The organism is Nocardia sp. NPDC004260 (assembly GCF_053603155.1).
The window spans coordinates 252,360-264,389 of the sequence record NZ_JBSGEZ010000003.1 but is presented as its reverse complement, the minus strand read 5'-3'; the positions used below and the strand labels follow the sequence as shown (position 1 = coordinate 264,389).

Here is a 12,030-nt window from a genome sequence, read left to right as displayed (position 1 = left end):
CCGAAGCCCTTGGTTATCGAAAGTCTTTCTGTCGCAAGGAGACATGATCAACCAAGGGCTTCACCCATGATCACCCGGGGTATTGAAAACCCAGCCCAGAGGTTAAAACTCAAGCTAGGGGTGCCCTATTCCATCCCCTCATCCTCGAGGATGATCCCACTCGGCACTAATTACCGACGCGCGCGCCCGCGATTTGCGGAATGCTGGGCGGCATGATCGAGCTGAAAGGCCTCACCAAGCACTACGGGCAGACCGTAGCGGTGCAGGATCTGACCTTCACCGTTCGCCCCGGGCAGGTAACGGGGTTCCTCGGGCCGAACGGCGCGGGCAAATCGACCACCATGCGCATGATCCTCGGCTTGGACAAGCCCACCGCGGGCACCGCCTTGATCAAAGGCAGGCCGTACCACGAGCTGGACCATCCGCTGCGCACCGTCGGGGCGCTGCTGGACGCCAAGTGGGTGCATCCGAACCGGTCGGCGCGGGCTCATCTGGAGTGGATGGCCGCCTCCAACGACATCGCCAAGTCCCGGGTGGAGGAAGTGCTGCGGCTGGTCGGCCTGTCCGAGGTGGCGGGCAAGTCGGCGGGCGGCTTCTCGCTCGGCATGTCGCAGCGGCTCGGCCTGGCCGGCGCGCTGCTGGGCGACCCGGAGGTGCTGCTGTTCGACGAGCCGGTGAACGGGCTCGACCCGGAGGGCATCCTGTGGATCCGCCGCTTCATGCAGCGGCTGGCCGCCGAGGGCCGCACGGTGCTGGTCTCCAGCCATCTGCTGTCGGAAATGGCGCAGACCGCCGAGCACCTGGTTGTGATCGGGCGCGGCAAGCTGATCTCGGACTCCACCACCCAGGAGTTCATCGAACGCGCCTCGGAGCAGACGGTCCGGGTGCGCAGCCCGCAACTCGACCAGCTGCGCAGCGTGCTCACCTCCAACGGCATGACCGTCCGGGAGGACGGCGCGAGTGCCGACGGCCCCGCGCTCATGGTGGCGGGCGTCTCCAGTGACGCGGTGGGCAAGCTCGCGGGCGAGAACAGCATCACGCTGTTCGAGCTGGCCCCGCAGCGCGCGTCGCTGGAAGAGGCGTTCATGCGGATGACCGGCGGCGCGGTGGAGTACCACGGCGAAGGCTTCGATCAGGTGATGGGAGGTGCGCTCTGATGGGCGTGCTGGCAGCGGAACGAATCAAGCTCACCTCGACCAGGTCGCCCTGGTGGTGCTCGGCGATCGTCATTGCCCTCGCGCTGGGCATGGCCGCTTTGCTCGCCTCGGTGGCGCGCGCGTCCTACGGCAAGGAAGGCGCGATCGACCTGACGGTCTCCACCGCGGTGGCCGGGATCAGCGGTTTCGGCGTGATGGTCCTGATGATCATGGCCACCCTGACCGTGACCAGCGAATACCGCTTCGGCATCATCCGGACGACGTTCCAGGCGACGCCGCACCGGGCCAAGGTCGTCCTGACCAAGGCTGGGCTGGTCAGCGTGTACGGCGCGCTGCTGACCATCGCCTTGGCGTTCGTCGCCTACGTGGTGGCCAAGGCGATCAGCGGGCCGGACGCGGGCGCGGCGCTCACGCTGTCCAGCGCGGCCGACTGGCGTGAGGTCTACTCCATCCCGATCTACGCGTTCCTGTGCGTCGTCCTCGCGGTCGGCGTCGGCGTGCTGGTGCGGCAATCCGCCGCCGCGATCTCGCTGATCGTGCTGTGGCCGCTGCTCATCGAGGGGCTGCTCGGTGCGTTCGGCAGCTTCGGGCGCAATGTCACCCCGTTCCTGCCGTTCGCGAACGCGAACCATTTCATGAGCGCCTCCCCGTCCACGGCCAACTGGCACTGGGGACCCTGGGGCAGCCTGCTGTACTTCACCGTCTTCGTCGCGATCGTCTTCGGCGCGTCGCTGGTCGTGGTGAACCAGCGCGACGCTTGAGACGAGTTCCCTTGACGACCCGAGTCGCCTTCCCTCGCCACTCGGGTTGACGGTGCGCCGACCTTGTCGGGAGGTCCGGCGCTCCCCCCACCGCCCGTCACTGCCCGGCGGACGGTGCCCTGATCGGCCCGGTGCGAACCCCTCGCGCCGGGCCGATCGTGCGTGTGAACATCGAGGAAACTATGCCGCTTGCCGGTTCCGAGACCCCTTCTCGCCCGAGTAGCCTCGGTGCAGCAACCAGCTCGTTATCCAATGCCGGGCCCGACGGTGTGCTCGCTGAGGTTCGCAGCGGAGGTGGCACATGGTGATGATCGGTAACCTGCCGACGTCGGATCGGCTGAGATACCCTCGGGGCGTGCATGAAACACCTTCCGGCGGCGCCGAGCCAGGGTCGGGGCCGGAGGCCGAAGGAGGGGGACCGCCCGAGGTGGTCATTCCGTTGGAGCCGTCCGATCCGGACGCTGCTCCCCGCCGTTCCGGCGGGTTACGTCGTGGCCAGATATCCGGGCTGGTGAGCGCGGCGAATCAGCGGGCGGACCTGATCGGCGTGCTGCGCAAGGCGCGGCAGCAGTTGCCGGGTGATCCCGCTTTCGGCGACCCGCTGTCGGTTTCCGGGCCCGGCGGGGCGCGAGCGGTCGCGCGCGCGGCGGACAAACTGGTCGGCGACGCACCGAGCGCCGCGCGGGAGATCGGCTTCGGCGCCTTGCAGGTCTGGCAGGCCGCGTTGGAGCGGATGGGACGCGGTAAAGGTAGCCAAGAAGTAACTGTCATGTTCACCGATCTGGTGGCCTTCTCGCGCTGGTCGCTGTCGGCCGGTGACGAGGCCACCCTGGAACTGCTGCGCAAGGTGGCCAAGGCCATCGAGCCGCCGATCGCCGAGCGGGGCGGCCACGTGGTCAAGCGCATGGGCGACGGGGTCATGGCGGTGTTCCCTTCGGCCGACCGGGCGGTGCGCGCCGCCGTGACCGCCAAGCGCAACCTGGCCGACGTGCAGGTGCGCGGCTATACCCCGCAGATGCGGATCGGTTTGCACACCGGTTCCCCGCGTGAGATCGGGGGCGACTGGCTCGGGGTGGACGTCACCATCGCGGCCCGGGTCATGGAGGCGGGCGGCAACGGCAACACCATGCTGTCGGAGGCCACGCTCCAGGGGCTGCGGCCGGAGACGCTGGCGGAGCTGGGCTTGGCGGCCAAGCCGTATCGCCGCAGCTTCTTCGCGGCGCCACTCAACGGTGTCCCTGAGGACCTGCGAATCTTCCGGTTGTCGAGGGGCTGAGCGGCCGCCTCTCCACTCGATCTATCCGAGCCACCAGGCCAGCGCGCCGCCCGCCGCGAGGGCGGCGCAGACGGCGAGCGCGATGGACAGCGGCCGGGCCGTCCTCCAGGTGGTGTAAACGCCGCCGAGCAGGAAGCCCGCCAGGGCGAACAGAACGATCACGGTGACGTCGCTGGACACGGTGCCATCTTGCTCCAGTCCACTCGGTCTCCCGGTGGCCGGGGCGGCGGGTCGGCAATTAACAAGCACGCATGCTTGCTTTTTTCTGGCCCCGGTGTGATGCTGGTCGCGGAACGCGGACTTCACGGGTGCGGCATGCGGCTCATCCTGACGGTTCGCCGTACAGGAGGCATTCCCGCTGATGAGTATGCTGGCCGCCGACCCGGACGTGCTCCGGATCGGCAACTGTTCCGGCTTCTACGGCGACCGGCTCGGCGCCATGCGCGAGATGCTGGAAGGGGGACAGCTCGACGTCCTCACCGGCGACTATCTCGCCGAACTCACCATGCTGATTCTCGGCCGGGACCGGATGAAGGACCCGGACCTCGGCTACGCCAAGACCTTCGTCAAGCAGATCGAGGACTGCCTCGGGCTGGCGCTCGAACGCAACGTGCGCATCGTGGCGAACGCGGGCGGCCTGAACCCAGCCGGTCTGGCGCAGCGTCTGCGCAAGGTTGCCGCCGACCTCGGACTGGACGCCAAGATCGCGCACGTCGAGGGCGACGACCTCCTCTCGCGCGCCGGTGACCTCGGCTTCGGCGCGCCGCTGACCGCCAACGCCTACCTCGGCGCGTGGGGCATCGTCGAATGCCTGAACGCGGGCGCGGACATCGTGGTCACCGGCCGGGTCACCGACGCTTCGGTGATCGTCGGCCCCGCCGCCGCGCACTTCGGTTGGAGTCGAACGGATTACGACCGCCTGGCCGGCGCGGTGGTGGCCGGGCATGTCATCGAGTGCGGCACCCAGGCCACCGGCGGCAACTACGCCTTCTTCACCGAGCTCGCCGATCTGGGCAGGCCGGGTTTCCCGATCGCGGAGATCCGCGCCGACGGCGGCAGCGTCATCACCAAACACGCGGGCACCGGCGGCGCGGTCACCGTCGACACGGTCGAGGCCCAGCTCATGTACGAGATCCAGGGAGCGCGCTACGCCGGGCCCGACGTCACCTCCCGCCTGGACACGATCCGGCTCGACCAGGACGGCCCGGACCGGGTGCGGATCAGCGGCGTCACCGGTGAGGCCCCGCCGTCCCGGCTCAAGGTCTCGCTGAACACCCTCGGCGGTTTCCGCAACGAGATGGAATTCGTGCTCACCGGTCTGGACATCGAAGCGAAAGCGGAACTGGCGCAACGGCAACTGGAGTCCTGGCTGCCGAGCCGACCGTCCGAGCTGACCTGGACCTTGGCCCGCCTGGACCGCCCGGACGCCGACACCGAGGAGCAGGCCAGCGCACTGCTGCGCTGTGTGGTGCGCGACCCGGACCCGAACAAGGTCGGGCGCGCGTTCTCCAACGTCGCGGTGGAGCTGGCGCTGGCCAGCTATCCGGGGTGCAGCTTCACCACCTTGCCGGGCAACGGTTCTCCTTACGGCGTGTTCACGCCCGGGTTCGTCGACGCCGCCGAAGTGCCGCACACGGCGGTGCTGCCCGACGGCGCCCGCGTCGAGATCGCCCCGGCGACGGAGACGGCCGAACTCGCCGCCGTCGACGAGCCGCCCGCTCCGGAACCGCTGCCCGCCGGGGAAACTCGCCGCGTGCCGCTGGGAACCATCGCGCTGGCACGCAGCGGTGACAAAGGCGGTGACGCGAATATCGGTGTGTGGGTGCGCACCGACGAGCAATGGCGCTGGCTGGTGCACACGCTCACCGTGGAGCGCATCAAAGAACTCCTCCCGGAAGTGGTTTCGCTGACCGTCACCCGGCACGTCCTGCCCAATCTGCGGGCGCTGAACTTCATCATCGAAGGCCTGCTCGGCCAGGGTGTGGCCTATCAGGCCCGCTTCGACCCGCAGGCCAAGGGACTCGGCGAATGGCTGCGGTCTCGTCACCTCGACATTCCAGTGGAGCTGCTGACATGACGAAACTCTGGGAAACGCCGGAACGACGCGAATTGCGTTCCACGGTGCGCGGATTCGTGGAACGCGAGATCCTGCCGTACCTGGACGGCTGGGAGCGCGCCGGTGAGATCCCGCGCGAGCTGCACAAGAAGGCGGGCGCACTCGGCCTGCTCGGCGTGCAGTTCCCGGAATCCGCGGGCGGTTCCGGCGGCGACGGCGTGGACGCGATGATCGTCTGCGAGGAGATGCACCAGGCCGGTGCGTCCGGCGGGTTGTTCGCCTCCCTGTTCACCTGCGGCATCTCCGTGCCGCACATCATCGCCTCGGACAACGCCGCGCAGATCGAGCGCTGGGTGAAGCCGACCTTGGCGGGCGAGAAGATCGGATCGCTCGCGATCACCGAGCCCGGCGGCGGCTCCGACGTCGGGCACCTCACCACCACCGCGCGCCGCGACGGCGACCACTACATCGTCAACGGCGCCAAGACCTACATCACCTCCGGCGTCCGCGCCGACTTCGTGGTCACCGCGGTGCGCACCGGCGGGCCGGGCTCCGGCGGCATCTCGCTGCTCATCGTCGACAAGGACACGCCGGGCTTCACGGTCAGCCGCAAGCTGGACAAGATGGGCTGGCTGGCCTCCGACACCGCCGAACTGTCCTACGTCGACGTCCGGGTGCCGGTAGAGAACCTGGTCGGCCCGGAGAACTCCGGCTTCTACCAGATCGCGGGCGCGTTCGTCAGCGAGCGCGTCGGCTTGGCGGTGCAGGCGTATTCCAGCGCGCAGCGCTGCCTGGAACTGACGCTGGAGTGGGTGCGCAATCGCGAGACCTTCGGCCGCCCGCTGATCAGCAGGCAGGCGGTGCAGAACACGGTCACCGAGATGGCGCGTCGGATCGATGTGGCCCGCGTCTACACCCGGGATGTGGTGCAGCGCAGCGCCGAAGGCGAGACCGACCTGATCGCCGAGGTGTGTTTCGCGAAGAACACCGCGGTGGAAGCGGGCGAGTGGGTGGCCAACCAGGCCGTCCAGTTGTTCGGCGGCCTCGGTTACATGCGCGAATCCGAGATCGAGCGTCAGTACCGGGATATGCGCATCCTCGGGATCGGCGGCGGCACTACCGAAATACTGACCGGACTGGCGGCGAAGCGATTGGGGTACCAGTCATGACCATCTTGCGCAGCACCTTGGACACCGCCGCGCCCGAGTACGAGGCGGCCGCGGAGGCGATGACGGCCAAGCTCGCCGAGGTCGACGCGGAGTTCGCCAAAGCCATCGCGGGCGGTGGGCCGGACAAGCTGGCGCGGCATCGTAAGCGCGGCAAGCTGACCGCGCGCGAGCGCATCGAGCTGCTCGTCGACGAGGACTCGCCGTTCCTGGAGTTGTGCCCGCTGGCGGGCTGGGGCAGCGAATTCCACGTCGGCGGCAGCACCATCGCGGGCATCGGCATCGTGGAGGGCGTCGAGTGCATGATCGTCGCGCCCGATCCGACCGTGCGCGGCGGCACCTCGAACCCGTGGACGCTGCGCAAGACGTTGCGGATCAACGACATCGTGCGGGAGAACCGGTTGCCGGTGATCTCGCTGGTGGAATCCGGCGGCGCGGATCTGCCCACGCAGAAGGAGGTCTTCGTCCCCGGCGGCCGGATGTTCCGCGACCTCACCCAGGCGTCGGCGGCGGGCATCCCGACCATCGCGCTGGTGTTCGGCAACTCCACCGCGGGCGGCGCGTACATCCCCGGCATGTCCGATCACGTGGTGATGATCAAGGAGCGCTCCAAGGTGTTCCTCGGCGGTCCGCCGCTGGTCAAGATGGCCACCGGTGAGGAATCCGACGACGAATCCCTCGGCGGCGCGGACATGCACGCGCGGATCTCCGGCCTGGCGGATTACTACGCCGTGGACGAGCAGGACGCGATCCGCATCGGCCGCTCCATCGTCAAGCGGCTGAACTGGCGCAAGCAGGGTCCCGCCCCGCGCGCCGAGGTGATCGAGCCGCTCTACGACGCGGAGGATCTGCTCGGCATCGTGCCGTCGGATCTGAAGATCCCGTTCGATCCGCGCGAGGTGATCGCCCGCATCGTGGACGGCTCGGATTTCGACGAGTTCAAGCCGCTCTACGGCAGCAGCCTGGTCACCGGATGGGCCGAGCTGCACGGTTACCCGGTCGGCATCCTGGCCAACGCGCGCGGTGTGCTGTTCTCCGAGGAATCGCAGAAGGCCACCCAGTTCATCCAGCTGGCCAACAAGACGAACACCCCGCTGCTGTTCCTGCACAACACCACCGGCTACATGGTCGGCAAGGAGTACGAGCAGAGGGGCATCATCAAGCACGGCGCGATGATGATCAACGCGGTCTCCAATTCGAAGGTGCCACACATCTCGGTGCTGATGGGCGCGTCCTACGGCGCGGGCCACTACGGCATGTGCGGCCGTGCCTACGACCCGCGCTTCGTCTTCGCCTGGCCCAGTGCGAAATCCGCTGTGATGGGCGGTGCGCAGCTGGCGGGCGTCATCTCGATCGTCGGCCGGGCCGCCGCCGAGGCCAAGGGCCTGCCGTTCGACGAGGAGGCCGACGCCGGGATGCGCGCCATGGTGGAGGCGCAGATCGAGGCCGAATCGCTGGCGATGTTCATGTCCGGGCGGCTCTACGACGACGGCGTCATCGACCCGCGCGATACCCGCACCGTGTTGGGAATGTCCCTGTCGGCCATTCACAACGCCCCGATCAAAGGCGCCGATGGCTTCGGCGTCTTCCGAATGTGAGGCCGAACATGACAGGTGCGGATATCACGAACGTTCTCGTCGCCAACCGGGGCGAAATCGCCCGCCGGGTCTTCGCGACCTGCCGCCGAGCGGGTCTGGGCACCGTCGCGGTGTACTCCGACGCGGATGCCGCCGCGCCGCACGTCACCGAGGCGGACGCCGCGGTGCGCCTGCCCGGCAACACACCCGCGGAGACCTATCTGCGCGGTGAGCTGATCATCGAGGCCGCGCTCGCCGCGGGCGCCGACGCCATCCATCCCGGATACGGATTCCTCTCCGAGAACGCCGAATTCGCCAAGGCCGTGCTCGACGCCGGGCTGGTCTGGATCGGGCCGCCCGTCGAGGCGATCGAGCAGATGGGCTCGAAGGTCGCCGCGAAGAAGATGATGGACGCCGCGGGCGTGCCGGTGCTCGCCGAACTGGACCCGGCCGAGGTCACCGAGGCGCACCTGCCGGTGCTGATCAAGGCTTCCGCCGGCGGCGGCGGACGCGGTATGCGCGTGGTGCGCGAGCTGGCCGACCTGACCGCGCAGATCGAGGCCGCCCGGCGCGAGGCGGAATCCGCCTTCGGCGATCCGACGGTCTTCTGCGAGCGCTACCTCGAGACCGGCAGGCACATCGAAGTCCAGGTGATGGCCGACACGCACGGCACGATCTGGGCGGTCGGCGAGCGTGAGTGCTCGATCCAGCGCCGCCACCAGAAAGTGCTCGAGGAGGCTCCGTCGCCGCTGGTGGAGCGCACCGAGGGTATGCGGGCGCGGCTGTTCGAGGCGGCGCGGCTGGCGGCGGGCGCGATCGGCTACACCGGTGCGGGCACCGTCGAGTTCCTCGCCGACGAGCAGGGCGAGTTCTTCTTCTTGGAGATGAACACCCGCCTGCAAGTGGAGCATCCGGTCACCGAGTGCACCACCGGGCTGGATCTGGTGCGCCTGCAACTGGACGTTGCCGTCGGCGGCGTGTTGCCCGCCGAACCGCCCGCCATGCACGGGCATTCGATCGAGGTCCGGCTCTACGCCGAAGACCCGGCGCACGACTGGCAGCCGCAGAGCGGGACCGTGCACCGGATCGATATCCCGTCGGTGCTCACCGAGTTCGACCTGCTGGACCGCCCGGGCGTGCGGCTCGACACGGGCGTGGTGGACGGCTCGGTGGTCGGCGTGCACTACGACCCGATGTTGGCCAAGGTCATCTCCTACGCCGAAACCCGCAGCGAGGCTGCACGATTGCTGGCTTCGGCGCTGCACCGCGCGAAGATCCACGGCCTGGTCACCAACCGCGACCTGCTGGTGCGCGTGCTGCGTCATCCGGCGTTCTTGGCGGGTGACACCGACACCGCGTTCTTCACCACGCATGGGCTGGACGCCCTGGCCGCGCCGCTGGTGTCGGAGTCCGACGAGGCGCTGTCCATTGTGGCCGCCGCGCTCGCCGACGCCGCCGCCAACCGGGACAGCGCGCGGATGGGCGGCGGGCTGCCCAGCGGGTGGCGCAATCTCCCCTCGCAGTCACAGCGAAAGTCCTACGAAAGCCGCACTACCGGAACGCACGAGGTGGGTTACCGGTTCGGCCGCACCGCCGTCACCGTGGACGGTCACGACGGTCTCGCTCTCGTCGAGTCGGCTCCCGATCGCGTCGTGCTGTCGGTTCCGGGTGAGCGCCGCCCGGTGCGCAGGCAGTTCGAGGTCGCCCGCTACGGCGACCAAGTCTACGTCGACTCACCGCTCGGCCCGGTAGCCCTGCGCAGGCTGCCGCGCTTCAGCGACCCGGCCGACCAGGTGGCCACCGGCTCCCTGCTTGCGCCCATGCCGGGCAGCGTGATCCGGCTCGGCGCGGAGGTCGGCGACCATGTCGAACAGGGCCAGCCGATCCTGTGGCTGGAGGCGATGAAGATGGAGCACACCATCGCCGCGCCCGCCGCGGGTGTGCTCAGCGCCGTCAACGTCACCGTCGGCCAGCAGGTCGACGTCGGCGCCGTGCTCGCGGTCGTCGAACCCGTAGAACTCCAGGAGAAGTTATGACTACAGCATCGCGCAGCGATTCGGTGAGGGGCGGCGGCCGGGCGGCGGGTGGGCCTTTCATTGAGACCGACGAGCAGAAGGCGCTGCGGGCCGCCGTCGCCGCGCTGGCCGCGAAGTACAACTACCGCGACTACGTGCTGCCGAAGGCGCGCAAGAGCGAGCCGCTGGACGAATTGTGGCAGGAGGCGGGCAAACTCGGTTTCCTCGGCGTGAACCTGCCGGAGGAATACGGTGGCGGCGGCGCGGGCATGTACGAGTTGTCGCTGGTGCTGGAGGAGCTGTCCGCGCAGGGCGCGGGCCTGCTGCTGATGGTGGTCTCCCCGGCCATCTGCGGCACCATCATCACCAAGTACGGCACCGACGAGCAGAAGCAGGAATGGCTGCCCAAGCTCGCCGACGGCTCCGGCAAGATGGTGTTCGGCATCACGGAGCCGGACGCGGGCTCCAACTCCCACCAGATCACCACCACCGCGCGCCGCGACGGTGACGACTGGATCCTCAACGGCCGCAAGATCTTCATCTCCGGCGCGGACCAGGCCGAGGCCGTGCTGATCGTGGCCCGCACCTCCGACCACAAGACCGGCAAGCTCAAGCCCGCCCTGTTCATCGTGCCGACCGACGCCGAAGGCTTCACCAAGACGGCGCAGGAGATGGACATCATCGAGCCCGATCACCAGTACAACCTGTTCCTCGACGACGTCCGGCTGCCGTCCACCGCGCTGGTCGGCAAGGAGGACGCCGCGTTGATGCAGTTGTTCGCGGGCCTGAACCCGGAGCGGATCATGGGTGCCGCGATGGCCGTCGGCATGGGTCGCTACGCCATCGAACGCGCGGTGGAATACGCCAAGGAGCGCACGGTGTGGAAGACGCCGATCGGTGCGCACCAGGGGATCTCGCATCCGCTGGCGCAGGTGAAGGTCGAAGTGGAGCTGGCGAAGCTGATGATGCAGAAGGCCGCGACCCTTTACGACGCGGGCGACGAGATGGGCGCCGCCGAGGCCGCCAACATGGCGAAATACGCGGCGGCGGAAGCCAGTATCAAGGCGCTCGACCAGGCCGTCCAGACCCACGGCGGCTCCGGCCTGACCAAGGACGTCGGACTGGCCGCCATGCTCGCCGCCGCTCGCATCGGCCGCATCGCGCCGGTGAGCCGGGAAATGGTCTTGAACTTCGTCGCCCAGTACTCGCTGGGCCTGCCGAAGTCGTACTGAGAGGACGCGCATGACCGAGACGGCTCCGTTCGTCCGCTACGAGGTGAGCGGCGGCGTGGCGACGCTCACCTTCGACTCGCCGCACAACCGCAACGCGCTGTCGTCCAAGCTGGTCGCCGAGCTGCTGCGCGGACTCGACGACGCCGCCGACGACGAGAAGGTGCGCGTCGTCGTGCTCGCGCACACCGGCACCACCTTCTGCGCGGGCGCCGATCTGAGCGAGGCGAGCGACGCCGATCCGGCCGTGGCCGCCGACGAGCGCACCCGGGTCATGATCGGCGTGCTGCGCAGGCTGGTGGAGATCCCGAAGCCGGTGATCGCGCGGATCGACGGCAACGTGCGGGCGGGCGGCATGGGCATCGTGGCCGGTTGCGACATCGTCGTGGCCGGGCGGGGCAGCAGTTTCGCGCTCACCGAGGTGCGGATCGGGCTGGCGCCGTTCATGATCTCGCTGACCCTGCTGCCCAGGCTCGATCCGCGCGCGGCCAGCAGGTACTACCTCACCGGCGAGAAGTTCGACGCCGCCGTCGCCGAGCAGATCGGCCTGGTCACGGTGACCGCCGACGACCCGGCCGCCGAGGTGGCGCGGCTGTGCGGGGAAGTGCGCAAGGGCTCCCCGCAGGGGCTGGCCGAGGCCAAGCGGCTGGTCAACGCGGGCATCCTCGCGGAGTTCGACGCCTCCGCCGAGGAGCTCGCGCGGCGTTCGGCGAGCTTCTTCGGCACCCCCGAAGTGCACGAGGGCATGCTGGCCTTTTTGCAGCGCCGCCCGCCGAGCTGGGCAGAATAACGA

The 12,030-nt window shown here is 68.9% G+C and carries 10 protein-coding genes; 9 read left to right on the top strand and 1 reads right to left on the bottom strand.

Annotated features, from left to right (window positions below):
* The first annotated feature begins 212 nt into the window (after positions 1-212).
* The 3 genes from ACWEO7_RS04235 to ACWEO7_RS04225 all read left to right on the top strand — a co-directional run bounded on the left by ACWEO7_RS04235 (position 213) and on the right by ACWEO7_RS04225 (position 3,194).
* Positions 213-1,157 (top strand): ABC transporter ATP-binding protein, encoded by a 945-nt coding sequence (locus tag ACWEO7_RS04235; protein ID WP_364424617.1) that lies wholly within the window; start codon positions 213-215, stop codon positions 1,155-1,157.
* Positions 1,157-1,918, top strand: a complete 762-nt coding sequence (locus ACWEO7_RS04230) for an ABC transporter permease (protein ID WP_450015392.1) — start codon at positions 1,157-1,159, stop codon at positions 1,916-1,918. The genes ACWEO7_RS04235 and ACWEO7_RS04230 overlap by 1 nt, the downstream gene beginning before the upstream one ends.
* 355 nt (positions 1,919-2,273) lie before the next feature.
* On the top strand, positions 2,274-3,194 hold the full coding sequence (locus tag ACWEO7_RS04225; RefSeq protein ID WP_452420630.1) for an adenylate/guanylate cyclase domain-containing protein: 921 nt from the start codon (positions 2,274-2,276) through the stop codon (positions 3,192-3,194).
* A 21-nt stretch (positions 3,195-3,215) separates the two neighbouring features.
* On the opposite strand, the gene ACWEO7_RS04220 is transcribed toward ACWEO7_RS04225, so the two are convergent.
* Positions 3,216-3,374 (bottom strand): hypothetical protein, encoded by a 159-nt coding sequence (locus ACWEO7_RS04220; RefSeq protein ID WP_356962800.1) that lies wholly within the window; start codon positions 3,372-3,374, stop codon positions 3,216-3,218.
* Positions 3,375-3,555: 181 nt separating this feature from the next.
* On the opposite strand from ACWEO7_RS04220, the gene ACWEO7_RS04215 reads away from it, so the two are divergent.
* From ACWEO7_RS04215 to ACWEO7_RS04190, 6 genes are read left to right on the top strand one after another with little or no spacing between them, the layout of a single operon-like run.
* Entirely contained in the window at positions 3,556-5,271 is a 1,716-nt protein-coding gene (locus ACWEO7_RS04215; RefSeq protein WP_452420628.1) for an acyclic terpene utilization AtuA family protein, read from the top strand.
* Complete coding sequence (locus tag ACWEO7_RS04210) at positions 5,268-6,419, top strand: acyl-CoA dehydrogenase family protein (RefSeq protein WP_452420626.1); 1,152 nt, start codon at positions 5,268-5,270, stop codon at positions 6,417-6,419. The genes ACWEO7_RS04215 and ACWEO7_RS04210 overlap by 4 nt, the downstream gene beginning before the upstream one ends.
* Positions 6,416-8,014: an acyl-CoA carboxylase subunit beta gene (locus ACWEO7_RS04205; RefSeq protein ID WP_452420624.1), complete on the top strand. Its 1,599-nt coding sequence runs from the start codon at positions 6,416-6,418 to the stop codon at positions 8,012-8,014. Before ACWEO7_RS04210 ends, ACWEO7_RS04205 begins: the two co-directional genes overlap by 4 nt.
* 8 nt (positions 8,015-8,022) lie before the next feature.
* Positions 8,023-10,029, top strand: a complete 2,007-nt coding sequence (locus ACWEO7_RS04200; RefSeq protein ID WP_452420622.1) for an acetyl/propionyl/methylcrotonyl-CoA carboxylase subunit alpha — start codon at positions 8,023-8,025, stop codon at positions 10,027-10,029.
* Positions 10,026-11,240, top strand: coding sequence for an acyl-CoA dehydrogenase family protein (locus tag ACWEO7_RS04195; protein ID WP_452420620.1), 1,215 nt, complete (start codon positions 10,026-10,028; stop codon positions 11,238-11,240). Before ACWEO7_RS04200 ends, ACWEO7_RS04195 begins: the two co-directional genes overlap by 4 nt.
* Before the next feature lie 10 nt (positions 11,241-11,250).
* The gene (locus tag ACWEO7_RS04190; protein WP_452420618.1) at positions 11,251-12,027 is read left to right on the top strand and encodes an enoyl-CoA hydratase family protein; all 777 of its coding nucleotides are present in this window, start codon (positions 11,251-11,253) and stop codon (positions 12,025-12,027) included.
* The last annotated feature ends 3 nt before the right edge of the window (positions 12,028-12,030 follow it).